At 34.2% G+C, this 25,821-nt stretch carries 19 protein-coding genes and 1 pseudogene; 11 read left to right on the top strand and 9 right to left on the bottom strand.

Annotated features, from left to right (window positions below; genetic code table 11):
- Window positions 1-159: 159 nt before the first annotated feature.
- Window positions 160-1,458 carry an MFS transporter gene (locus tag MRBLBA3_RS19825; protein WP_363383196.1) on the bottom strand — a complete coding sequence of 433 codons (1,299 nt, stop codon included), beginning with the start codon at window positions 1,456-1,458 and terminating at the stop codon, window positions 160-162.
- A 328-nt stretch (window positions 1,459-1,786) separates the two neighbouring features.
- Here MRBLBA3_RS19825 and lytS point away from each other — a divergent pair, with 328 nt between their 5' ends.
- The 6 genes from lytS to msrB all read left to right on the top strand — a co-directional run bounded on the left by lytS (window position 1,787) and on the right by msrB (window position 7,997).
- Window positions 1,787-3,556, top strand: coding sequence for a two-component system sensor histidine kinase LytS (lytS, locus tag MRBLBA3_RS19820; protein ID WP_000933599.1), 1,770 nt, complete (start codon window positions 1,787-1,789; stop codon window positions 3,554-3,556).
- Complete coding sequence (locus MRBLBA3_RS19815; protein ID WP_000921822.1) at window positions 3,534-4,274, top strand: LytR/AlgR family response regulator transcription factor; 741 nt, start codon at window positions 3,534-3,536, stop codon at window positions 4,272-4,274. Before lytS ends, MRBLBA3_RS19815 begins: the two co-directional genes overlap by 23 nt.
- Window positions 4,275-4,407: 133 nt before the next feature.
- Entirely contained in the window at window positions 4,408-4,839 is a 432-nt protein-coding gene (gene lrgA / locus MRBLBA3_RS19810; protein ID WP_098478260.1) for an antiholin-like murein hydrolase modulator LrgA, read from the top strand.
- A 34-nt stretch (window positions 4,840-4,873) separates the two neighbouring features.
- A complete protein-coding gene (gene lrgB, locus MRBLBA3_RS19805) occupies window positions 4,874-5,566 on the top strand; it encodes an antiholin-like protein LrgB (protein WP_363383131.1) in 693 nt (230 codons plus the stop codon).
- A gap of 334 nt (window positions 5,567-5,900) precedes the next feature.
- Window positions 5,901-6,935, top strand: coding sequence for an AI-2E family transporter (locus MRBLBA3_RS19800; protein ID WP_016131025.1), 1,035 nt, complete (start codon window positions 5,901-5,903; stop codon window positions 6,933-6,935).
- 96 nt (window positions 6,936-7,031) lie between these two features.
- Window positions 7,032-7,997, top strand: coding sequence for a peptide-methionine (R)-S-oxide reductase MsrB (gene msrB, locus MRBLBA3_RS19795; protein WP_363383127.1), 966 nt, complete (start codon window positions 7,032-7,034; stop codon window positions 7,995-7,997).
- A gap of 25 nt (window positions 7,998-8,022) precedes the next feature.
- On the opposite strand, the gene MRBLBA3_RS19790 is transcribed toward msrB, so the two are convergent.
- Window positions 8,023-11,139 carry an efflux RND transporter permease subunit gene (locus MRBLBA3_RS19790; protein ID WP_363383124.1) on the bottom strand — a complete coding sequence of 1,039 codons (3,117 nt, stop codon included), beginning with the start codon at window positions 11,137-11,139 and terminating at the stop codon, window positions 8,023-8,025.
- Between the two features lie 245 nt (window positions 11,140-11,384).
- On the opposite strand from MRBLBA3_RS19790, the gene MRBLBA3_RS19785 reads away from it, so the two are divergent.
- Window positions 11,385-12,260 (top strand): TetR/AcrR family transcriptional regulator, encoded by an 876-nt coding sequence (locus MRBLBA3_RS19785; RefSeq protein WP_363383121.1) that lies wholly within the window; start codon window positions 11,385-11,387, stop codon window positions 12,258-12,260.
- 133 nt (window positions 12,261-12,393) lie between these two features.
- Here MRBLBA3_RS19785 and MRBLBA3_RS19780 read toward each other — a convergent pair whose 3' ends face one another.
- The 3 genes from MRBLBA3_RS19780 to MRBLBA3_RS19770 all read right to left on the bottom strand — a co-directional run bounded on the left by MRBLBA3_RS19780 (window position 12,394) and on the right by MRBLBA3_RS19770 (window position 16,722).
- Window positions 12,394-13,947 carry an ABC-F family ATP-binding cassette domain-containing protein gene (locus MRBLBA3_RS19780; RefSeq protein WP_363383118.1) on the bottom strand — a complete coding sequence of 518 codons (1,554 nt, stop codon included), beginning with the start codon at window positions 13,945-13,947 and terminating at the stop codon, window positions 12,394-12,396.
- 279 nt (window positions 13,948-14,226) lie between these two features.
- Window positions 14,227-15,648 carry an oligosaccharide flippase family protein gene (locus tag MRBLBA3_RS19775; RefSeq protein WP_363383115.1) on the bottom strand — a complete coding sequence of 474 codons (1,422 nt, stop codon included), beginning with the start codon at window positions 15,646-15,648 and terminating at the stop codon, window positions 14,227-14,229.
- A 93-nt stretch (window positions 15,649-15,741) separates the two neighbouring features.
- Window positions 15,742-16,722, bottom strand: coding sequence for a glycosyltransferase family 2 protein (locus tag MRBLBA3_RS19770; RefSeq protein WP_363383112.1), 981 nt, complete (start codon window positions 16,720-16,722; stop codon window positions 15,742-15,744).
- 233 nt (window positions 16,723-16,955) lie between these two features.
- Between MRBLBA3_RS19770 and MRBLBA3_RS19765 the strand changes: the two are divergent.
- A pseudogene (locus tag MRBLBA3_RS19765) lies at window positions 16,956-18,235 on the top strand (glycosyltransferase family 39 protein).
- Window positions 18,236-18,327: 92 nt separating this feature from the next.
- Here the strand turns inward: MRBLBA3_RS19765 and MRBLBA3_RS19760 are convergent.
- From MRBLBA3_RS19760 to MRBLBA3_RS19750, 3 genes are all read right to left on the bottom strand, one after another.
- Complete coding sequence (locus tag MRBLBA3_RS19760) at window positions 18,328-18,690, bottom strand: DUF2304 domain-containing protein (protein WP_002089883.1); 363 nt, start codon at window positions 18,688-18,690, stop codon at window positions 18,328-18,330.
- Window positions 18,691-18,696: 6 nt separating this feature from the next.
- Window positions 18,697-19,425, bottom strand: coding sequence for a glycosyltransferase family 2 protein (locus MRBLBA3_RS19755; protein ID WP_363383109.1), 729 nt, complete (start codon window positions 19,423-19,425; stop codon window positions 18,697-18,699).
- Between the two features lie 192 nt (window positions 19,426-19,617).
- Window positions 19,618-20,130: an acyl-CoA thioesterase gene (locus MRBLBA3_RS19750; RefSeq protein WP_363383107.1), complete on the bottom strand. Its 513-nt coding sequence runs from the start codon at window positions 20,128-20,130 to the stop codon at window positions 19,618-19,620.
- A gap of 364 nt (window positions 20,131-20,494) precedes the next feature.
- Here MRBLBA3_RS19750 and MRBLBA3_RS19745 point away from each other — a divergent pair, with 364 nt between their 5' ends.
- Window positions 20,495-21,808 (top strand): ArnT family glycosyltransferase, encoded by a 1,314-nt coding sequence (locus MRBLBA3_RS19745; protein ID WP_016131018.1) that lies wholly within the window; start codon window positions 20,495-20,497, stop codon window positions 21,806-21,808.
- Between the two features lie 217 nt (window positions 21,809-22,025).
- Here MRBLBA3_RS19745 and MRBLBA3_RS19740 read toward each other — a convergent pair whose 3' ends face one another.
- Window positions 22,026-22,658, bottom strand: a complete 633-nt coding sequence (locus MRBLBA3_RS19740; RefSeq protein ID WP_000924380.1) for a trimeric intracellular cation channel family protein — start codon at window positions 22,656-22,658, stop codon at window positions 22,026-22,028.
- 495 nt (window positions 22,659-23,153) lie between these two features.
- On the opposite strand from MRBLBA3_RS19740, the gene MRBLBA3_RS19735 reads away from it, so the two are divergent.
- Both MRBLBA3_RS19735 and MRBLBA3_RS19730 read left to right on the top strand, forming a co-directional pair.
- The gene (locus MRBLBA3_RS19735) at window positions 23,154-24,605 is read left to right on the top strand and encodes an O-antigen ligase family protein (protein WP_097808745.1); all 1,452 of its coding nucleotides are present in this window, start codon (window positions 23,154-23,156) and stop codon (window positions 24,603-24,605) included.
- A 95-nt stretch (window positions 24,606-24,700) separates the two neighbouring features.
- Window positions 24,701-25,810, top strand: coding sequence for a glycosyltransferase family 4 protein (locus tag MRBLBA3_RS19730; RefSeq protein WP_071734760.1), 1,110 nt, complete (start codon window positions 24,701-24,703; stop codon window positions 25,808-25,810).
- Window positions 25,811-25,821: the final 11 nt, after the last annotated feature.

Raw genomic sequence — 25,821 nt, 5'->3', positions numbered from 1 at the left:
TAATAAACAAAATGATTGTATGTTTTACTTTATAATAAAGCAGATTATTTTATATAAAAAGAGGAAGCATTTCATTTGAGATGCTTCCTCTTTACTATTTATCTAACTACTTTTCTTGAAGGGGCTAGTACTTTAACAATCATTTTGTACAGTTTCAATCTAGTCTAATACTTTATCTTTCGTCTCTGGGACACATAATAGCATCGTAACTAAACCGATTGGATAGATAATGAAGATAAGAGATAATGCGCTCATTAAATTACCGCCTGCAGCAAGTAATCCGATAATAACAGGTCCAAATCCAGCTAAACCACGTCCTGTACCGAAAATAAAGTTTTCTGCTGTAGAGCGAGCTTCAGCAGGATAGTTTTCAGCTAAAATTGCTCCGAATCCTCCCATCATTCCATTTGCAAAGAATCCAAGCAATGCACTTCCCCATAACAATAATATTGAGTCTGTGAATAAGAAGAAGTAAATGAGACAGTATATAGTACCACCGACATAATAGATTGTAAAAGTTTTACGGCGACCAATTTTATCGGCTAGAATACCAAAAGTTGCAATTCCGATTAGCATGCCGATCGTAGAGATGAACATCCAACCGCTCGCTTTTGCTAATGTGTAGTTATATTTATTCGCTAAAATAGTTGGCATCCATGTGAAGATTCCATAATATCCGAAGTTCTGGATGAATGACATAATAATAAGACCAATTGTTGTTATCGTTACTTTTTTATTTGCAAATAACTTTCGAAGTGGGAACTTTTTCATTTGCTTTAGCTGTTCTGCCTCAGTAGTTGTTAGATTACCTTCAGCTTCTTTTTGTAACAATTCTTTTTTGTATCGTTGTTTTTGTTCCCATATTTTCGGTTCACTTAAACTTTTGCGGACGTAAACAGCTAGTAGGGCTGGAATGAGTCCAAATAAGAAAACAGCTCTCCATCCGAAATGCGGGACGATAAATGCTGGAAGGAGTGAAGCGACTAGTACGCCAAATTGCCATCCAAGTGCAACAACGGATGTCGCCTTAGCGCGCATTTCTTTAGACCATGTTTCAGTTACGATGGCCATCCCAATACCGAATTCACCACCAACTCCCATTCCAACTAAAAAGCGAAGAATTAATAATTGCCAATAATCTGTTGCGAAATAAATAAGTGCTGTTGCGAGTGAAAATAGTAAGATTGTGAAGGCCATCGTACGGATACGCCCAAATAAATCAGCGATAAATCCAAATAAATAAGACCCGATTAGCATTCCTATTGTGGTGGCTAATGTTAAGTTTCCACCTTCAACAGGGCTTAAATGAAATTCTTTTAAAATGTAGACGAGTACGAAAGATAAGAGCAACATGTCTAAACCTTCTGCTGCATATCCTAGCGCAGAACCAAATAATGTTTTATATCTTTTCTCTTTCGTCTCCTCTGCTGTTGATTGTACATCAGTAGTGACGTTCATCATTACTCCTCCTTATTTTCTTCTACAGTCGCTATGGAAGAATAACAAAAGGCCTTCTCACCTGATATGATGAGAAGGCCAAAAAAGCATACGTATCCCTAAAAAAGACCATACGTATAGTATATCCCGACTTCCTTCTCAACCTCACGGGGTTGGGTTAAAGGACTGTATTATATTACTTTATTTTTAGCACTCTTCTGTTAGATTGTCAAATAAAGAGGGAATTGTTATGTGTAAAATATTTCAAAAGATATTTCATTCTTCTTGACGCACGCTTCATTATTTTCCCATAATAAAACTAACTCATATAAAAAGGAATGAATCACAGATGCTAAATTTAGTACTTATGATGATTGAACGTGTCGGACTTATTGTTATTTTAGGATTTTTACTTTCTCATATTAAAACGTTCAGGCGCCTTCTGCATAGGCAAGATGGGTATGTAGATAAGCTTAAGCTTATTTGTATTTTTTCAGTGTTTACAATTGTAAGCAATTACACGGGAATTGAAATTGCAGGGAATACAATTATGAATGAAAATTGGCTACAAGGTGTTTCGTCATCGAGTACAATTGCGAATACACGTATTATGGGTGTTGGAATTAGTGGATTGCTCGGTGGTCCTATCGTCGGAATTGGGGTAGGATCGATTGCTGGTATTCACCGTTATATGCTTGGCGGGACGACAGCGCTAAGTTGTGCAATCTCATCAATTTTAGCTGGCGTTATAACGGGTTATATTGGATACATTTTTAAAAAATATAATCGTACAATTACACCTAAATTTTCAGCGATTTTAAGTGTTTTTATCGTTTCTTTAGAAATGGTTATGATTCTATTAATTGTAGAGGATGGAATTAGTATTGTGAAAACAATTGCGATACCGATGATCCTTGTGAATAGTTTCGGGAGTTTTATTTTACTTTCTATGATACAAGCCATTTTACGTCAGGAAGAGAATGCAAAAGCTCTGCAAACACATAAAGTATTACGAATTGCCGATAAGACATTACCATATTTCCGCCAAGGCTTAACAGAAGAATCGTGTAAGCATGTGGCACAAATTATTCACCGCTTTACAGGAACAGATGCGGTATCCTTAACAGATACGGAGAAAATATTAGCTCATGTTGGATTAGCATCAGATCACCATATTCCTTCACATAGTTTAATAACTGGTTTATCGAAAGAAGTGTTGAACACAGGAAAAATAATGAAAGCGAAATCGCGTGAGGTTATTAATTGTCAACATGAAGGCTGCCCTTTGCAAGCGGCAGTTGTTATTCCATTAACTTCACATGGGAATACGATAGGAACATTAAAGCTTTATTTTAAAAACTCTAATCAATTAAGTCGTGTTGAAGAAGAGCTAGCGGAAGGGCTGGCGAAAATCTTCTCTACACAGCTTGAGTTAGGTGAAGCTGAGTTACAAAGTAAGTTATTGCAAGATGCTGAGATAAAAGCGCTGCAAGCGCAAATCAATCCGCATTTTTTATTTAATGCAATTAATACAGTATCAGCTCTATGCCGAACGGATGTAGAGAAAGCGAGAAAATTATTATTGCAGCTTAGCGTTTATTTTCGCTGTAATTTGCAAGGGGCACGCCAATTACTTATTCCAGTAGAACAAGAGTTGAATCATGTACATGCATATTTATCGTTAGAACAAGCGAGATTTCCGAACAAGTATGAAGTGAAGATGTACATTGAAGAAGCACTAAAGGTAACTTTAGTTCCACCATTTGTGCTTCAGCTATTAGTTGAAAATGCACTACGCCATGCTTTTCCGAAAAAGCAGCCAGTGTGCCAGGTTGAGGTACATGTGTTTGAAAAGGAGGGGATGGTTCACTTTGAAGTGAAGGATAATGGACAAGGGATTGAGAGTGAACGTCTAGAGCAATTAGGAAAAATGGTAGTTCCATCAAAGAAAGGGACTGGAACAGCTTTATATAATATTAATGAGCGACTTATCGGGTTATTTGGGAAAGAGACAATGCTTCAAATTGAAAGTGAATTAGAGCAAGGGACAAAGATCCTCTTTGTAATCCCGAAAAAAGTAGGGGAGGAACAACGGAGTGTTAAAAGTATTAGTAGTTGATGATGAAATGTTAGCGCGCGATGAATTGAAATATTTATTAGAGCAAACGAAAGAAGTAGAGATAATAGGTGAGGCGGATTGTGTAGAGGATGCATTAGAAGAATTAATGAAAAACAAACCAGATATTGTTTTTCTAGATATTCAATTATCTGATGATAACGGATTTGAAATCGCAAATATATTAAAGAAGATGAAAAATCCCCCTGCAATTGTATTTGCTACTGCATACGATCAATACGCGCTGCAAGCGTTTGAGGTAGATGCGTTAGATTACATTTTAAAGCCATTTGATGAAGAACGCATCGTACAGACATTAAAGAAATATAAAAAACAAAAGCAAATAAAATTAGAAACAAAGCAAGATGTAAAGAGTGTAGATGTAACGACCGAGATGCATAAATTAGCATTACCAATTGAGGAATCAATTGTACTTATTAATATTGAAGATATTGTTTATGTAGGGCTTGTAGATGGGAAAGTAGCTGTAAAAACAATGAAAGAAACATATGTAACACATGATACACTTGTGATTTTGGAAAAGAAATTACCACAAACCATTTTTATGCGTGTTCACCGTAGTTTTATTACTAATATTAATCATATTTCTGAGATACAGCCGTGGTTTAATTCCACTTATAACTTAATTATGAAAGAGGGGTCTAAAGTCCCAGTTAGTCGTACATATGCAAAAGAACTCAAAAAGCTGCTTCGTATTTAAGAAGCAGCTTTTTGTATTTCATCTTCCTATATTTGTAACTAATTTTGTATATTTGACGTTCTGTTATGTAAACGCTTACAGTTTTGTTTGTATCTTATACAATAAAGGTACCAAATCGAAAGAGGTGGCCAAAATGAGTACGAAAAAAGTATATAGTTTCTTATCACAAGCATTCATATTTTCAGCTATTATGTTAGTTTCTAATATTATTGCAACACATTTACCAATTCCGATGCCTTCATCGGTAATCGGGTTAGTTGTTTTATTTAGCCTATTATGTTTAAAAGTTATTAAATTGGAACAAGTTGAATCACTCGGAACAGCTTTAACAGGTATTATCGGATTTCTTTTCGTCCCATCAGGTATTTCAGTTATTAATTCTCTCGGTGTAATGAGCCAATATTTCGTACAAATCTTAACTGTAATCGTTGTTGCAACAATTATTTTACTCGCTGTAACAGGATTATTTGCACAATTTATTTTAGGAAAAGACGACAAAGAAATAGAAGATACGAAAGAGTTGAAAGTAGTAAATAAAGGAAGAAAACACGGAAAAGTTGCGTAACCAATTTAGTATATATTGTTAGGAGGGAATGAACATGGCAAGCACAATGACTCCATATTTCGGAATCGTCGTTTCATTAATAGCATACGGAATCGGAACATTATTATTTAAGCATTCAAAAGGATTCTTCTTATTCACACCATTATTCGTAGCGATGGTATTAGGGATTGTCTTTCTAAAAGTAGGTAACTTTACTTTTGAAGAATATAATACTGGCGGAAAAATGATTAGCTTTTTCTTAGAACCAGCAACAATCGCGTTTGCAATTCCATTATATAAACAAGTTGATAAGTTAAAAAAATATTGGTGGCAAATTTTATCGGCTATCGTGGTTGGATCTATTTGTTCAGTTGTTGTCGTGTTCATTGTCGCAAAAGCAATTGGTTTAGATACAGCTGTTATGAACTCAATGTTGCCGCAGGCAGCAACAACAGCAATTGCATTACCAATATCTGAAAGTATAGGTGGTATTCCAGCAATTACATCATTTGCAGTTATTTTTAACGCAGTTATTGTATATGCATTAGGAGCTTTATTCTTAAAAACGTTTAGAGTTAAACATCCGATTGCTAAAGGTTTAGCGCTTGGAACAGCAGGGCATGCGTTAGGGATTGCAGTAGGTATCGAAATGGGTGAAGTAGAAGCAGCTATGGCAAGTATTGCCGTGACAGTAGTTGGTGTTGTAACAGTAGTTGTCATTCCGATGTTTATGCCATTCATTGGGTAATATAACTTACTTAAAAAATTATAAAAGCAAGCTATTTGTAGGACAGATTTCTACTGATAGCTTGCTTTTTATGTTACAGTAGTGGTAAGACCTATTGAAGAATAAAAGTTTCTTTAAATCTTCATTAATACTGTGCATAATGCGTTTTGAAATAGGTCATTGTATTGTAAAATAAGAAGTAACATAATATATAGCACAATTAACGGGTGGTTAGGCTGGAAGATAAATTGCTCGCAATGGCTTTAATATTAAAGGATAATTATAAGTAGAGAATAGAGAGAGATTTACTTGTTAATGTTTTACTTTATAGGACAGGAGAGAGTACTCGTCGATTATGCAAATAAAAAACCTGTTTCAAAGCAAAGGATTTCAGAGGTTAATCGTATTAGTATTACTTGCTCTCATATTGTATGGGATGCAAAGTATGTTAAATTTAATTTTAATTACGTTTATGTTGACGTATTTAATGGATCGATTCCAAAAGTTTATTTCTCGTAAATTAGATCATTTCATGCCAATTAATCGAAAAATTATTATAGCGCTTTTATATGTAATGTTAGTGGCGGGAATTGCCATTACGCTATTTAAATATTTACCGGTATTAACAATACAAATTTCACAATTGATTTATCAATTTAATGTATTTTTAAGAAATCCACCTGATAGTGAATTAATTAAGTATGCAGTTAATGCTGTTAATCATATGGAGCTTTCTAAATATGTGGGGCAAGGCGTAGACATTTTGTATAAATCTATTACGAATGTTGGGAAATTTGGCCTTCAAGTTTTACTTTCTGTAATTTTAAGCTTATTTTTCTTACTTGAAAAAGCTCGTATCGTTGCTTTTACTTCGAAATTTAAAGAAAGTCGACTTGCAATTTTCTATAACGAAATAGAGTATTTCGGAAAGAAATTTGCACGTTCATTCGGAAAAGTAATCGAAGCACAATTTTTAATCGCAATTGTTAACTGTGTTTTATCTGTTATCGCATTATGGATATTAGGATTCCCGCAATTACTAGGTTTAGCGTTAATGATTTTCTTGCTTGGTTTAATTCCAGTCGCAGGCGTTATCATTTCGTTATTCCCACTTTGTATGATTGCTTACAATATCGGCGGTATTATGTACGTTGTTTATATCTTAGTTATCGTAACAGTGATTCACGCGCTTGAAAGTTACGTATTAAATCCGAAGTTTATGTCGCAAAAAACAAACTTACCGATTTTCTATACATTTATGGTATTAATCTTCTCAGAACACTTCTTAGGTGTATGGGGATTAATTATCGGTATTCCAATCTTCATTTTCTTATTAGATGTCTTAGATGTGACAAGTGATGAAAGTGAGAAAGATATTTCTAAAAAATAAAGTAAAGAAAAAGCATCGATATTCGATGCTTTTTCTTTTATAACATCATGTTCCTTATGCCATACTGTAAGAAGAACATAGAATAGGGGTGAAAGAATGGCTGTAAATGAAAAGGTAGAGTTAGCTACATTTGCTGGAGGATGCTTCTGGTGTATGGTTTCGCCATTTGAAGAAATGGAAGGGATTATAAAGGTTGTTTCTGGTTATACAGGTGGTCATAAAGAGGATCCAACGTATAAAGAAGTATGTTCGGAAACGACAGGACATTATGAGGCAGTACAAATTACATTTGATGCAAATAAAATGCCGTATGAAGAGTTATTAAATATATATTGGAGACAAATTGATCCGACTGATATCGGTGGACAATTCCACGATCGTGGACAGTCTTACGAAACGGTGATTTTTTATCATAATGAAGAACAACATAAAAAAGCAGAGATTTCAAAAGAAGAGCTTGCAAAGAGCGGACGCTTTTCAAAGCCGATTGCGACAAAAATATTACCAGCTATTACGTTTTATCCTGCTGAAGAATATCACCAAGGATATCATAAGAAAAACACATTCCGTTATGAGTTATATCGTAAGGGTTCAGGGCGAGATGCTTTTATTAAACAACATTGGCCAAAAAATAATGCTCATTTAAAAGAAAAACTAAATGAGATGCAATTTTATGTAACACAGGAAAATGGAACTGAGCCACCCTTTCAAAATGAATATTGGAATCATAAAGAAGAAGGACTTTATGTAGATATCGTCTCAGGTGAACCGCTATTTACTTCTTTAGATAAATTTGATAGTGGATGTGGATGGCCTAGTTTTACAAAGCCAGTTATGTCAGCTAGTGTGAAAGAAAAAATGGATGTTAGTCATAATATGACGCGTACGGAAGTGAGAAGTAAAGAAGGAGATTCACATCTTGGGCATGTATTTCCAGACGGTCCAGGACCAAATGGTCTTCGTTACTGTATTAATTCAGCGGCGCTACGCTTTATTCAAAAAGAAGAGTTAGAAAAAGAAGGATATGGTGATTTTCTAATCCTTTTCGGAAATAAAAAATAACCTCGCAGTTAGCGAGGTTATTTTTTTATTTTACTTTTTTCTTTTTAAATTTGCTTAGTGCTTCATAAACGATTGGAACAATAAGAAGTGTTAATAACGTTGAACTTGTTAATCCACCAATTACTGTTACACCAAGTCCTTTAGAAATTAAGCCGCTACCTTCAAATCCTAATGCAAGCGGGATAAGAGCCCCGATTGTTGCAATTGCAGTCATTAAAATAGGGCGAAGGCGTGTAGCACCCGCTTCTAATAAAGCTTCACGCGTTGATAGACCTTCATTTTCCTTATGAATAACGCGGTCGATAAGTACGATAGCGTTTGTTACAACGATACCGATTAACATAAGCGCACCAATCATTGCAGAGACACTTAACGTTTCACCAGAGATTAATAAGGCAACAAGAGCTCCGATAATTGTAAATGGTAGCGAGAATAAAATTGCGAATGGCGCAAGAGCACCGCCAAATGTAACGACAAGAACGAAGTATACAATGGCAATCGCAGCTAACATCGCTAAGCCAAGTTGCTTGAATGATTCTTCAATATCTTTTGAAACGCCGCCCATAGAAACATCTACGCCAGAAGGAAGATCCATTTTATCTACTTCTTTTTGAACAGAGGCAGATGCTTTTGAAACGTCATCAGATGTTAATTTCGCACTTACTTCTGCATAAACACGACCGTCGCGGTGTTTCACTGTATTCGAAGTTTCCCCTTCTTTTACAGTCATCACATCTTTCACAGCCACTTCATTACCAAGTGGTGTTGTAAGTTTTCGGTTTGTTAAGTCATCGATTGTTTCATAATTTTGTTTTTCAGCTTCTACATATACATTGACATCTTTACCGTCTTTTTTAATTGTTGTCAGAACAGGGCGATCATGTTGATTAGAAAGTCCCATTCCAATTTGCGCAGCCGTTAGACCCATTTTACTTAGTTTTTCCTGGTCTGCGACTAAAGTGTATTCTGCATATGTTTTTGCAATACTAGAGTCTACATCTTTTAAGTCTTTATTTTTCTTCATGATATTTTGAATATCTTTTACGACAGGTTTAATGTCTTCCGAGTTATCTCCGTAAACGTATAGTTTAATTTCATTACTACCGCCACTCGCTCCGAAATCTTGGTTTTTCCATTCACCTTTTCCAGACATCTTTTGTAAATCTTTTACGACTTGTTCTTTCTCTTTTTCGAAGTTTTTCGTGTCGTTATCATATTGTACGAAGAACATTGCTTGATTTGATTGACCAGGACTCATTGGGTTTTCGCCACCTAATGAGAACTGAATTGTTTTCACGTCTTTATTATCTTGGAAGTGCTTCTCAGCTTTCGTTGCAATTTTTTCAACGTCTTCTAACGTTTGCCCTGGTTCAGGATTGTACGTTGTAATGATCATTTTTTCTTCTTCAGATGGTAAGAAACTTACACCGATAATCGGCACAAGTGCAAGGCTACCTACTAATAGAAGGACAGCAATACTTGATGTGATGATTTTATGATTTAAAGCCCATTCAAGTATACGTTTATAACCGTTTGCTAATTTACTTGGTTTTTCTTCGTGATGTACTTCTTTTTCCCTCATGCTCTCTTTTTTAAATAAAGAGTGAGCTAGCATCGGTACGATTGTAACTGCTACTAGTAACGATGCTAATAATGCGAAGACGATAGTTAAGGCGAATGGTAAGAACATTTCACCAATCATACCTTTTACTAGTCCAAGCGGTAAGAATACAGCAATTGTTACAATGGTAGAAGACATAATTGGGATAAACATTTCTTTCGTAGCTTCACGAATTAAATCTTTCCCGCGCAGTTTCTCTTCTGATAACGACATACGTCGGTAAATATTTTCAATAACAACAATGGAATCATCGACGACGCGTCCGATAGCGACTGTCATTGCTCCGAGTGTCATAATGTTAAGCGTAATATCCATTTGTTTTATGACTAATACAGCAATCAATAAAGAAAGTGGGATGGAAACGACAGAGATTAATGTTGTTCGGATATTTCGTAAGAACAGCATAATAATAACAATCGCAAAGATAGCACCAAAAATGGCTTTGCTCAGCATTGTTTCTACTGATTTCTCAATCGGTGCACCTTGGTCGAATGTTGAAATAATCTCTAAGTCTTTATATTTTTTCTCAAGGTCTGTTACTTTATCTTTCACTGCATTTACAACATCAACTGTATTCGCGTCAGCAGCTTTCACAATTTGAATTCCAATGGCTTCTTTTCCATTTGTTCGAGAAATAGATTCTGCTTTTCCGACTTCTTTAATGTCAGCAATTTCGTCTAATGTAACTGTCGGAATTCCGTTCATAGCGGCTGGATTCATTTGCGGCGTTTGTGCACCGGCTCCAGCATTTTGATTACCTTGAGCGCTAGGTGCTGAAGGTACAGCTGGGATTTTTAGCTCTTTTAATGCTTTAATTGTTGTAATATTTCCATCTACAATAACTGATTTTTCCGTGTCTTTAAATGTATATAAGCCAAGTGGTAAAGATACATCCGATCCTTTAATCACATTTTTTACAGTATCTTCACTTAAACCTAATTCTTTCATCTTATCTTTCTTGAAAACAAGTTGTACTTCATCTACTTGTTGACCTGAAATTTGAACAGATGCAACACCATCAAGTCCTTTTAATCCTGGAACAACATTTTTTTCTACATTTTCTGTTAACGTAGCTAAAGATTCATTTTTACTTGCTACACTTAACGAAATAACAGGAAAAGCATTAAAGTTTACTCGTGAAACTTTCGGATCTTTTACGCCTTCAGGAAGTTTCACATTCGCGAGAGATTCTTTAATTTCTGTTTCGGCCTTTTCCATATTTTTATCAAAATCATACTCTACTTGAATAGAAGATGCGTTTTGAAAAGATGATGAACTAACAACGTTTACACCGCTTAAATTTTGCAGTTGCTCTTCCATCGGTTTTGAAACTTTGTCAGCTACTTCTTCTGGTGTAGCACCAGGATAAACCGTAGTTACTGTTACAACAGGTGTTGTAATATCAGGAATTGTTTCCAGCTTCATATTGAGTCCAGAATAAATCCCAGCAATCGTAACAATAATGGTTAGTAGCCAAACCGCGAACTTGTTTTTTAACGAAAAATTGATGATTTTGTTCATGTTTGCGCTCCCTTTTTATTTTATTGACCAACTGGTCAGTCTAATACATAATATAACTGACTGATTGGTCAGTCGTCAATGAAAAGAGATGGTATAATAAAGTGAAACTATAACCAGAGGGCTTTTACGGTCACCTAAAATTCTTTGCTTCCACAGAATTTTGAAGTGGTTGTCTCACCGTCCATAAATAGCGGGATAAAATTGAATTTATAATATGATGCGAGATTAAATTTAGGAGAGAAGATATGAAAGAAAAAGAGCGTTTAATTATAGAATCGGCTATGAAGTTATTTGCGACTAAGGGTGTGAATGCAACGCCAGTACAGGAAATTGTCACAGCTTGTGGTATATCAAAAGGGGCTTTTTATTTATATTTTAAATCGAAAGATGAGTTGTTATTAGCGACACTTCGATATTATTATGACAAAATCCAAAAGAAAATGCTGGATATTGATAGAGAATCTTTATTGCCACGTGAAAAATTTGAAAAACAATTGTGTTGCCAGTTTACTGATGTACGGAAGCATAAGGAATTTATTATTATGCACGCGAGAGAAAATGCTATTCCATTTAATAAAGAAGTAGAAGAATTTATGATGCGGATGAAATTAGAGTCTCATGCATTTTATCAAAATAGCTTACTGTCCATTTATGGTGAGAAGGTTATTCCATATTTGCTAGATTTAGTAATTATGGTAGAAGGGATATGCCGTGGGTATTTAGAATTAATTATTTTAAATGCGCCAGAAGTTGATTTGTCCTATGTCTCAGCTTTTATTTTAAATAGGATAGACAATTTAGTAGAAGGGCTTCTAGAATCTTCGGAGGAACCTGTTTTAAATGAAGAAAAGATTGGGGAGCTTTTTTGTAGCTCAGAGCTTATTAAAGAACAGGTGAAAGAGCACTTTTTAAATGAAATTATTATATTAAAACGAGCATTAGCAGACCAACTGGAAAATGATGAGGTTTTAGTCACTTTAGATGTTTTAGAATCAGAAATGAGAGTTCAAAATCCTAGGATTCCAGTGATTCGAGGGATGTTAGCGAATTTGGAAGCATATAATGATTTGAAGGATTTTAGAGTAAGGTTAGCTCGATATTATAATATCGAGTTGAAATAATGAAATGTTAGTTGAATCTTTTCCTCGTACTGGCCTGAAGCTAGTGAAAGTTCCATTATTATAAAAAAATCCGTTCCTAAGTACTTTCTAGGAACGGATTTTATTTTACAATTATAATGAAATAATTTAAGGCTTAATTATTTTGTTCTGCCCACTCTTCAACATTCCAAGTTTTTGTGATCCAGCCTTCATAAAATTCTGGTTCGTGACATACAAGAAGGATTGTCCCTTTATATGCTTTCAGAGCTTTTTGAAGTTCTTCCTTTGCTGTAACATCAAGATGGTTTGTTGGCTCATCGAATAGGATCCAGTTACTTTCTTCACCCATTAGCTTACATAAACGAACTTTTGCTTGTTCGCCACCACTTAATTGATTTAGCGGGCGAGAGATATGCTCATTTTTTAATCCGCATTTCGCTAACATTGCACGAATTTGATGTTGGTCCATGCTAGGGAATGTGTTCCAAACATCATCAATTGGTGTTATATTATCTGCTTTTACTTCTTGCTCAAAGTATGCAGGCTCTAAGAAGTCACCAAGACTCGTTTTACCGCTTAAAGGTTTAATTTTTCCTAAAATTGTTTTTAGTAATGTTGATTTACCGACACCATTACATCCAACAATGGCAATTTTTTCACCGCGTTCAATTGTCATTGTTAGTTTTGGTAGTAATGGGTGTGTATATCCGATTTCTACATTTTCACCTTCAAAGACGAAACGGCTACTTGCACGACATTCTTTAAATGAGAATTCGGGCTTAATTGCTGTTTCAGGACGATCAATACGCTCCATGCGATCAAGTTGTTTTTGACGACTCTTTGCACGACCTGTCGTTGAATAACGAGCCTTGTTCTTCGCAATAAAGTCTTCTTGCTTTTTAATAAACTCTTTCTGTTTTTCATAAGCATTTATATGTTGATTTTTATTAATTTCTGCTAGTTCTAGGAATTTTTCATATGTCGCTGTATAACGCGTCATTTTTGTAAATTCTAGATGGAAAATAACATCGACACATTTATTCATAAATTCCGTATCATGGGAAATTAATAGGAATGCATGTGGGTATTCCTTTAAATAAGTTGTTAACCAATGAATATGTTCAACATCTAAATAGTTAGTAGGCTCATCTAATAGTAATACTTCTGGTTGTTCAAGTAATAATTTTGCTAGTAATACCTTTGTACGTTGCCCACCACTTAATGCAGCAACATCACGGTCTAAACCGATTGCATCAATTCCAAGACCACGTGCCGCTTCTTCAATTTTAATATCTAATAAATAGAAACCACCTGCTTCGAGGGCATCTTGTATTTCCGCCATCTCTTCAAGAAGTTCCTCTAATTCTTCTGGTGTTGCAGTTCCCATTTTTTCTGCAACTTCATTTAAAGCTTTTTCTTTTTCAAATAAAGGTAAAAATGCGTCAGCTAATACATCACGAATTGTGCGACCAGGTGTTAAAATTGTATGCTGGTCTAAGTAACTGTAATTTGTACCAGGTGTCCATTCTACACGGCCCTCATCATGGATAAGTTGCCCAGTAATAATATTCATAAATGTTGATTTACCTACACCGTTTGCACCGACTAATCCAACATGTTCTCCTGCTAGTAAACGCATGGATACATCTTTAAATAATGTTCGATCACCAAATGTGTGTCCTAATTTTTCGACTGTTAATAAGCTCATAGTGTCCCCCGTCCATTTCAAAATAGTGTCTTGAATCATGATACTAAATTCTTGAGTATAATGCTATCCTTTCAAAATGTATATTTTTTCAAGATTAACATTGCATTGTTTCTGGGAAAATATAGAGTGTAATTGAAAGGTGTTTAATTATATTGTGAGATATGAAAAATATCGTCGAGAAGAGCTGGTGCTATGAAGGATCAAAAGAAACTATTTTATATGTCGAGGGTAATAAAAAAGCCAAGTTCTTTTTCATAAAGATGAAAAAGAACTTGGCCTTTATGCTATTTTCTTACCTAGCTTTTTATTTATAAATCCTAAAATCAACCCGCGTATTTGAGGGTCAATGGCAAGACCGATAATACCGTACAATATACCAGTAAGTGTTAAAGCTATTAGTGGCGGTAAGTTAATTAATGCTGTGCGGTATATTGCGTAACTGATTATAAACGCTAGTGCATTGAATATTATTCCTTTGAATAGTAATGAAAAACCTTTACGAACGAATAAAGTAAATCCGATTAATAATGTAATCTCGGTAATGATCGCAGCTGCCGCAGCTCCCATCATTCCAAATTGGCTGCCTAATGCGATGTAACTTATGATAGCGACAGCTAATCCAATTCCCATCGTTGTCGCACGCTTCCACTGTTGACCAATAGTTGTTAAATTATCAGCAAGTGGATAGTTGATAGATTGTAAAATAACCATAAAGGCTAAGATTGCAAGAGCATCACCAGCTGGTGCATATTCTTCGCCTAATAAAGTAACAATCCAAAAACTTGGATCGGCGATAAATGGAATCGAGATTCCCATCCCTAAGAAAGACATAAGTTTTAATTCGAACTGAGATAGTTTTCTATGTTCATCAATATTATTTTCATTTCCAAATGCAAATAACTTTGGATAAAAGGCCGCTGCAATTACACCAGGTATTTGATAAAGTACAGCAGGTATTTTCGATGCAGCTCCAAAGAATCCAACTTGCTCATTCACTGAAACTTTTTCTAATATAATGGGACCTAACTGCGGTAAAAGCATAATGATAACGCCATTGATTGTGAAAATAAGTAATTGATCTAAGATGCCCTTATCCCAGCCCTTATGAATTGTTGTATAGCGGATTGTCATTATAAAGGCAATGACCCCTGTTACAAGGCTAGATATTCCGTACATGGCAGCGACCATCATAAGTGACCATTTAAATGACATCCCTAGCAGAAGAGCGGCTGCGGCTGTCACACCTTGTAGTACAGAAATAATCGCTGTAAATTGCATACGCTCTGTTACTTGGAAATAAGCCATCCCAACACCTTGTAAAGTGGCTCCAAACATGGTTGGTAGTACGACCCAATATACCATGGCACGTAAGTAAGCATCAGTGTAGAAGAACTGAGCGAAAATAGCGAAGAGCACAGAAATTACGATAGCTAATACTAAACGAATACGTAAATAACTACTTATTAATACGCTAATGTTAGCGTCGCTTCTCGTTCCTTCACGCATAAACGTATGTGTCAAACCTGCATCTGTAAAATAACAAATGACAGCGGAAACTGCTAATGCAACTGTAAACATCCCATACTCATTTGGTGAAACATATCTTGCAAAGAGAATGGTAGCAATAGCTAGTACAAATCGAACGGTGATATTTCCTACAAAGAGGTAGGAGGCGTTTTTAAGGATTTTATTTGTTTTCATGGAAAAAGACCTTTCTATTCTTCAGGACGCGCTTCGTCCTATTTGTAAATTTGATTTGTTTACGGAAAGAATGTTTAGAAGCGTATTTTTTATTTAAGAAAACATAAACTTGATTCGCACAAACCAAAGCATCGCGTATAACTTCTTGCTTCGTTTTCCATTTTTTGAATAAATCTTGCGGCAATATTTATTTATATCGCTTTTGATTAGTTGGACTTGTGATTTATCTAATTTAGAGCTGCCCTTAATGTATATACAAGCGTTATTAATGACTGTATATGGGAATAGGTAGGTTTCAAGAATTTCAAGAAGATCTGTAGAATCATTCACGATTAAGTCTTTTGATTTATTGTGAACCCAATCCTTCATTCGATTAAATACTTCTAATTCTTTTGCTGTTTTTAATTCATAATCTTTATACTTTGAAGAAAGATTTCCTTCTGATAAGATTCGATAATACGTTAAATATTCATCTACATAGCATACGTTTGCTACACTCATTAATTTAAATAGAAATTCTAAATCTTCTCCCCAGCTACATCCTGGTGTGAAACGAATATTATGATCCATCACGATAGATCTTTTGAAAATCCAAGTACTCGTTTGCGCAACAACTTGATGCGTTAAGAAAGCTTTCGTCATATCACCTTTAATAAAGTTTGTCGTGTGCTCAACTTTTTCACCAGTTTCTTCATAAAAGTTCATATAGCCACAATAACAAGCATTCATGTTGTTTTTATGCATGCTTTCAACTTGTTTTTCGATTTTTGTTGGATGCCATAAATCATCGCTATCAAGAAAAGCAACATATTCTCCGCTAGCATTTTCAATTCCAGTATTACGAGCAACAGAAACACCTTGATTTTCTTGAGGGATGTATTTTATTTGTCCTGGATATTTTTTCTCAAGATTTTTTACGATAGAAGCTGATTGGTCTTTACTTCCATCATCTACAATGACAATTTCAATATTTTTATATGTTTGATCTAGTATCGATTGCATCGTCTCTTCAATATATTTCTCTGCATTGTATAAAGGAATAACAACTGAGACGAGTTGGTTTTGTTCCATCATAGAATTTTAACTCCTCAAATTTTTATTATATAAATCTTTTTGTAAAAAGAAGGTTATAAGAACATCTGTATAAGTTTACCGCATATAAAGTTTGTAAATCAACTTTATGTATATAATAATTATTATTAAAAATATAGAAGTCCTACATGGAATTTGGTTATAATGAAAAGATGTATGCGTATATTTTCGTTTAAAACGCAAATGTTTTGTAATAAAAGGGAGGAAACTTTAGAATATTACAAAAGTATATTCGAAGACCTGAGTTAATAATATTGGGCATAATTCTGGTTATTGGCTTGATATTTCGGTTAATGACTTTAAAAACATACGGTAGTGATTTAACACTTGGTAGTGATGATTTAATGTATCAAAAAAATGCTGTCAATTTTTTAGAAACGGGTATGTTGACGTATCATGATCCGACAAAACCAACTGTTCATATTATGCCTGGACAAGTATTTTTATTAGCAGGCATATTCGCCATATTTGGACACGGAAGCCTTGGTGTTTTATGTGCAAAATTAGTTATGATAACTTTTGGTGTCTTAAGTATTTATATGACTTATAAGATTGGTACATATATTTTAAATCCAGCAGTAGGATTAATTGCTGCATTGTTATTAGCATTATACCCTCCTGAAGTGGTAGTAGAGAACTTGACGTTGACAGAAAGTCCGTATCTATTCCTATCATTAGGGCTATTGTATTGGAGTTTGAAATTAGCAGATACGCATTCAATGAAAGATTTTTATATTATTTTATTATTCTACTTTGTTGCACTATATTTCAGGGTACAAATCGCTTTATATCCAATTCTATTATTTGTATATCTTGTAGCAAAACGATATCCATTCCGCCTAATGATAAAGCAAGCTTGTATTAGTGTATTAGTGTATTAGTGTTACTTGTTGTGCTTGGTCCTTGGTGGGCACGTAATTATGTTCAATTTCACAAGTTTATCCCGCTTACAGCAGGTTCAGGTAATCCGTTGCTACTGGGCACATATCAAGGTGAAGGTTATCCACCTGGAAAAAGCATGGAAGAAATTGATGCGGAAATTCTCGCGAAATATCCGGGTATAGAAGCGCATGAATTAATGGCGAAGCAACAAGAAGTAGCGATGGACCGTATTAAGGAATGGTGGCATACAGATAAAAAATCAATGCTGAAAAGTTATTTGATTTTAAAGCCACAAATTTTCTGGGAAAAAGCATATTATTATCCAGCCACTCCAATTAGTATTTTTGATATATCTGCGGAAGACATGAAGAAAATTTATGACCCAATTAAAACAGGCTTCATAATTTGCTCTATCCTAGCATTTGCATTCTGTTGGAGAAGATGGAGAGAGTATTCATTCTTATGGATAAATATTTTATTCCAGACTTTTTTCAATAGTTTATACTTTGCGTATGATCGCTATGCGCTCCCATTGATGCCAATGCTATTTATAATGATAGGTGTAGGTATTGTCGCAACTGTTATGAGGGTTAGCAGACCATTTCTAAAGTAGGTAAATAATTTCATTAAAACTATCAAAAAATTATATTTAAATGGTATATAAAAATGACCTACTTTCTAAAATAGAAAGTAGGTCATTTTTAATTATGCATCATGTAAAGAATCATTTTGTTCTTTATTATTTAATTTTTGTTTTAGCAGCGCATAATCTTGTGTCAATGTTACAAGTTGGTGATGCTGTTTAGAAACCTTACGAGTTAAATCAAAAATTAAAATAAAGCAGAATAAAAGTCCGAACAGGAATAAAACAGATGGTGGGTATTCTACGTGTAATAGTTTCCCAATCCAATTTATAATCTTATCTGTAGAGCTTAAAATCGCCATTGCGATACAAACAAAAATCCAAAGGATGGAATATTTTGTTTCTAAAGTTCCTTTACGTATCGAGTTAATAATCAGGAAAAATAATAATAGGATAAAGATAAATGAAAAGGTAATTATAGGCATGGATTATCAACCTTTCACAATTTTTTGCATCAATATAGCTAAACTTACTTTAATCATGTAATATGCAGATTTCAATGGTGTAATAGACGATTGTCCACCTTGTCTTTCTTGCATATTAACTGATATTTCATTAATGCGAAGATTTTTCTTTTTTAAGTGGATAAGTACTTCTGGTTCTGGATAATCTTTTGGATAATTGTGTGCGAAAATCTGAATTACTTCGCGATTAATAGCACGGTATCCAGATGTTGGATCCATAAATGTTTGTTTCGTTAGTAATTTTAATAAGGCAGTAAAGTAAAATATTCCAATTCGTCTTGAAAGACTTCCCTTGTATGCAGTTTTTTCCGTAAATCGAGACCCTAGCACCATATCGCATTGATTTTCAGCAATAGGTTGGATGATTTTGTATAAATCATCTGGGTTATGTTGTCCATCGGCATCAAATTGAATAGCGATATCATAGTTATTCTCATAAGCATACTTGTATCCAGTCTGTACAGCTGACCCAATTCCTAAATTATAAGGTAGATTTACAAGATGGACCGGGAATGTCGTAACAATTTCAGATGTTTTATCCATTGAACCATCGTTAATCACACAAATATCTAACCCTACAAAGTGTTCTTTTAGTTCTAAAAGTCTTGTTAATGTATCTGCAATCGCTTCTTCTTCGTTATAAGCGGGAATAATAATTAAGGTTTTAGGTATTACAATGGGTACCTCAACAGACATATTGCACCATCCTTTATATATTAATAGGCAGTATCATTTTTAGTAAGCCTTATATACTATAACACTAATAGTCTTGCAAAATAAAGGACAAGTTAGTGGCTCATTGTCAATAAGGATTATGTGTATCTTAACTCAAGGTAAATTTAAAAAAACAGGCAAACATATGGGTATGTTTACCTGTGCTAAGTGCAATTACATATTCCAAGGCTTACTTAAAGTTAACACTTCAGCCATTTCCTTACTTTTCAAACGCCCTTGTTTTCGATTTTCTGCGCGTTCTGATCCAGTTTTGTGCAACCAGTGCTCTTCCTCTGTTTCAGGAATTACTTGTGGTACAGATGAAGGTTTTCCGTCTTTTAATGCGACAAATGTAATGAAACAAGTTGCGGCCATTCTACGCTCGCCTGCTAGTAGATCCTCTGCAATTACTTTTACGAAAACTTCCATTGAAGACTTTCCTGTATAACATACGAATGCTTCATAACAAACAGAGTCTGCTTGGTGAATTGGAGTTAAAAAATCAACGGAATCGATAGATGCTGTTACGCAATGTTTGCGGCTATGTCTCGCAGCTGCAATTGAAGCGATACTATCAATTTCTGCTAATAATTTCCCCCCGAAAAGTGTTTGGTGATTATTTAAATCGTTAGGAAAAACACGTGTTGTTTTAATTGCTTTTGATTCTCGCATGAATTTCTTTTCCATATATTCATCCCCTATTTTCTGTTTTCAATCAGAGTGACATGTGTAAGTGGAGTACCCATATTAGATATTTAATGAAGTAAAGTGTTCCAAGAGGATTATCCCGCAAATAGCAGGCTAATAGTCAGTAGAAGATGAACAAAACCCCCGCGGATTAAAGTTTCACTTTATTGAAATTTCTGTATTTGTATTCATGTAACTGAAAGAAAATTTATCGTATATAAAATGTAGTGTAAAAGAGGATTCGCTTACATTGCAAGTGAAAAAATAATGACTGTGTATTTGTCATAGAAATGCCCTATTAACCTTGTGCCTATTCATGATAGAATCGTTTTGTTATAAATGGAAGTAGAGGTGCAATGGACATATGAATCATATACAAACAAATTTTTCGTCTTTCTTCAGTAAAATAACGATCGGTGCGATGCTCGCATTTTTTGTTTATAGTTGTTGGTCGGCATTTGAAACAAGTAAGCAATTTTTTGGGAGAAGTACAACAAGTATAACGATCGTATTAGTGATTTTTGTTATTCTTATTTTGTTAGTGGCATCGATTTTGCAATATCGTTTTACAGATAAACAATTCCTTATTTTTCTTATAAGCATATCTATAGTTGTAAGACTTATCACAGTTCTATTTGTAGATGGTCCAATAATAGGTGATATGAAAGCTATGTATGAGTCTGCAAAGCAGATTGCAATTGGCAATAATATCGAGAATGTAGCACAGTTACCTTTTATTATTTATGAATCGATCATCATTCGTATATTTGGTGATACGGTATTCGCTTTACAACTATTTAATATTTTATTTTGCACAGGAACTGCATTTTTCATTTATCGCATTGCGTCAATGGTCTTTGGAGAAGAGTGTGGTCGTATTGCGTCTATGTTTTATGCTTTATATATTCCAAATATATTTATGGGCTCTCTATTAACCTCGGAATCGCTCGCAATTTTTTTATTTTATTGTGCTTGCTACATACTTTTATATAGAGGATTAGACCATCCTTATATGTGGGTAATTTCAGCTGTTTTATTTGCATTTAGCAATATGGTTTTTCCGATGGGGTTATTTTTACCTATTTTCATAGCCGCATATGTGCTGTTAATTGAAGTGTTTCAATCAGGGGCGAAACAAAAATTACTATTAAAAATGATAGGACTCCTGATTGTATTTTATAGTACTCATTTTGGTGTGAGTTATGGTATCAAGATGATGGGAATGTCACAGTATACAATTTCTAATGAGACTTATGTTCAAACTGTTTTAATTGGAAAAAGTCAAAGTGAAGAAAAAATATTCAAAAATCAAAGTGTAAAAGAGCATATTGATCAAGAGTTGAAAGAAATTGAAGAAGAAAGATTTAAACCCTTAAAACCGGTTATTAACAAATTTTCAGATGAGGGAACAAACTCTATTCTATTTAAAAGTGAAAAGCTTATATATATAGTGGTGACATTGTTTATGGCCATAGCTTTATTACATTTTCTAATCAAGAAACAACAAAATGAAGGATATATGTTGTTTGTATTATTAATTACTGGCTACATATTGTTAAGGCTCTTTCAAGTAGAGGTGGCATATTATAATGTTATTATGCCAGCTTTGTTTATTGTACAAAGCTTTGGTGTTTATATGAGTTATTTTTATTGCCAAAAAATCTTTTTCAGAAAATAAAAGAATCCATTTCGGATTCTTTTTTTGTATCGATTCGCCTTATCGGTTTAGTTTTAGTTGTAAATTATCCGCTGTTAAGGCCATATTCGAGGAAGCATCTTGAATACTCTTCATTACTTGTGGGATAGTTTCTAATTCATTTTTAATTTTATATATATAATTACTCTATAGTATGTAGAATTGTATATAAATTAAGAGAATTCTATGTGGAATTCTCTTAATGGCCCTTATTAATTTTTGCATGTGTTTTAAAGAAAACTGGGAAATGTACATTATATATTACGGTGACTACACGAATAACGAATGTTATTAATAAACAAACATAGAAAGCTAAGACGTGTGCCCCCATTGCATGTGTAATTAGGAAACTAACTGCTCCTAAAATAGAAGCAATTGCATATATCTCTTTTCGGAATACATACGGGATATCTTGAGCGCAAATGTCGCGTAAAATGCCGCCCCCAATACCTGTAATAACTCCCATTGAAACGACTAAAAATGAGGCGTCAACGTGATGTGACATTGCTGCATTTGCACCAATAGCTGTAAATACACCTAAACCAACAGCATCAGAAAGCATAATAACAACTTGAAGTTTATTGATGCGCTCAAAAAACATACATGTGAATAATGCTGATAGTACACTTACAAAAAAGTAAATGGGTTTTACAAATGCGACAGGAGGCAGGTTACCAATCATAATATCACGAATAATACCGCCGCCGAGCGCAGTAGCTACAGCTAAACAAAGGACACCAAATAAATCTAGATCTTTTTTCAAACCAACTAATGTACCAGAAATGGCAGCGGCGATAATGCCAAGAAACGTAAATATATCGATTAATAACATGGCTTTAATTCCTTCCTCTTAAAGATGTTCCAGAGAAAAAATATACACTAAAGTTTTGGAAATAACAATTACTTTTCGCTACATGTAGAAAAATGGATGAAATAGCTAAAGAAAGCGTTTGAAAATGCTTGATAAGTAGCGATAAAGTAAAGTGAAAAAGTGTGGGAAGATTCATTGCATAGTTTTTTGGTGCGGCTTAGTTAGAGGGATGGTACAATAGGAGAAGTCCACTTTGTACATTTATATAAAATGATAAAAAAATATTTCTGTGCGATCGAAAATAAGTGCATATGTGTTAGATAGTTTTTGTAGGGATAGGGAAGGATAGCTAAAGGACAATGTTTTCGGTTACTAATAATGCTGGATTTGACTAGTTTCGGCATGAAAAATAGTTCTCAATTTAAATATGAGTTATGTTATAATTGCTAGGTATGTTTAAACAGTAGAAAACTATGATTAAAAGATAATGTGAAGATTTTGTATGGAGGTCTTGGAATGTTAGCAAATCAAGCTAGGGTTAGATTTGAGCATTTTTTGCTCTTTTTTATTATTTTACAGCCTGTTTTAGATTTATTAACGTCTCTTAGCATCGTCTTATTAAAGTCAAATGCCACTGTTGGAATTTTGGTCAGATTTCTTATTATGGCTGTTGGTGGTATTTACATTTTAATTCAGGCAAAAGAGAAGGAAAATAGGAAGTTTTTGATTTACTTAATATTATTAGCAGTAGTTTTAGGGATAGGGTTTATTAATAATAAACTAGTTAAGAATCCTATTGTACTTAGTGAAGAAGTTAAGTTTGTTGCGAAGGCATTATATATATATATCATGCTAGGATCATACATTTTAGCTTTAAAATCATTGAAAAAGAAAGTAAATATTAGCGACAAAGTCAGAAATAGTATTGTGTATTCAACATTAATCATTAACGCTATTATGGTTATTTCTATTTCGACATCTACAGACTTTGGTAGTTATCAATGGATGAAGGTTGGTTCCCGAGGCTGGTTCTATGCAGGTAATGAACTAGGGTCAATCTTAGCTATTATTTTCCCTATTGTTGTACTATATTCTATTCAAAAAACAAAGAGCATGAAGCACGTTTTATATTGGATTCCATCGCTTCTAATGATTTACTCTTTAATTCAAGTTGGTACGAAAGTAGGAATGGGCTCAATTGGTGCTACATTAGCGGCAGTAATCGGGATTATTGTACTACAATTATTATTTGATAGAAAAAATCCGAACAAAAGGTCTCTTGTACTTAATGGATTAATTGCTATTGTCCTATTAGCTGGTGTTGTCGGAACGTTTAAAATGACGCCATTAGCACAAAATATGGGTATTCATAACAACTATTTATCAGAACAAAATGTAGCGCAGCAAGATCAAAAAGAAAAAGAAATTAAAGAGAAAATTAAAAAAGAAGAAAAACAACATAAAGTTGAGAAGCCAGAAGAAAAGGCGAAGGTAGAAGCGGAAGTTAAGAAAGAGCTTGAGAAAGAGCAAAAGAAAGAAAATCAAGAAAATCTTATTTTTAGCGGACGTCAAGTATATGAAGAAAGACATAAGCAGTTCTTTAAAGAAGCGCCAACGTCACAAAAACTATTCGGAATGGGTTACGCAGGTAACTTTAAGTATAATGAACAAAAGCAGCCAGATCCGAAGTTAATTGAAATGGACTTCCATGATTGGTTTTATGATTTCGGAATTATTGGTTTTGCGTTAATGATGATTCCATTTATTTATTACGGCTTAAGAATCTTGATAGCATTTGTTACAAGATTTAAGGAAATATTCAATGTGAAATATGGAATGATTTCAGCAAGCTTAGTATTAGCACTAGGTATTGCATACATTGCAGGACATATTTTGACAGCACCAGGAGTAGGGATTTACTTTGTAGTGGTGTTAGCTTATCTAATCGTAGATCTAGAAATTGAATGATAAAAATAAAAGCTAACTTTTGTTAGCTTTTATTTTTTAGTACAGTAAAATAAAGATAGATGGAAATGTAGCGAGGATTTAAAGGAGGAAAAAATATGAGGATATTGCATATGAATGCAGGAGCAGAAGATGGTGGAGGAAAAACACATATTATTTCACTGCTCGATCAGTTTCCGGATGGTGAAGTAGAATTAGCAGTATTTGAAGATGGAATTGTTGCGAAAGAAGCAAGAGAGCTAGGGATAAAAGTTCATGTGTTTTCACAAAAATCTCGCTATGATTTATCCATTTTAAAAAACATAAGTGAATTCATTAATAAAGAAAAATTTGATGTAGTCCATACACACGGTCCTAGGGCAAATTTCTTTGTTTCTTTAATGAAAAAGAAATTCGCGGCAAAATGGGTAACGACAATTCATAGTGATCCATTTCAAGACTTTACTAAACAAGGCATAAAAGGTTGGATTTTTACTAAGTTAAATTTAAAAGCTTTAAAAAATATAGATTTATTTTTTGTTGTAACGAATAGGTTGAAAAAAAGCCTAGCGGCATTAGGGATTTCAAATGAAAAGATGCATGTTATTTATAACGGTATTGAATATGATCAGGAAAAAGCAGCTGGCTATAATAAAAAGGAAATGTTTAATATTGATGAAGATGTGTTTACGGCAATCCAAGTAGCACGTCTGCATCCTGTTAAAGGACATGAAGTTTTATTCGATGCGTTACAACAAACAAAATTGGAGAAGATTAAAGTATTATTAGTTGGTGACGGGCCGTTAGAAAGAGAGTTAAAGGCGTTAGCTACTGAAAAAGGAATTAATGATAAGGTTGAATTTTTAGGGCACCGTCAAGATGTGAAACAATTATTTGCTTCATCACATGTAAATTTATTAACTTCCCATAGCGAAGGATTTCCATTAGTTTTATTAGAAGCAGCAAATCAACGTGTACCATCAATTGTGACTAGAGCGGGAGAAATCGAGCCGTTAATCGCAGATGAAACTTACGGGTGGATTGTGCCAACTGGTGATGGAAAAGCGTTAGCATCGGCATTAGAAGAAGCGTATGATAAGTGGAAAACTGGAGAGTTAGCAGCGATGGGCAAACATATTTATGAGCATGCTACTATGAACTTCTCACTTCAAAAATTATATGAAGATACGAAAGAAACATATAAGCAATTAATAGCGAAAAACCTTTAATGATAGAGAGG

This window comes from Bacillus sp. LBA3-1-1.1 (assembly GCF_040676495.1).
GTDB lineage: Bacteria > Bacillota > Bacilli > Bacillales > Bacillaceae_G > Bacillus_A > Bacillus_A nitratireducens.
This window is presented reverse-complemented; position numbering and strand designations above follow the sequence as displayed.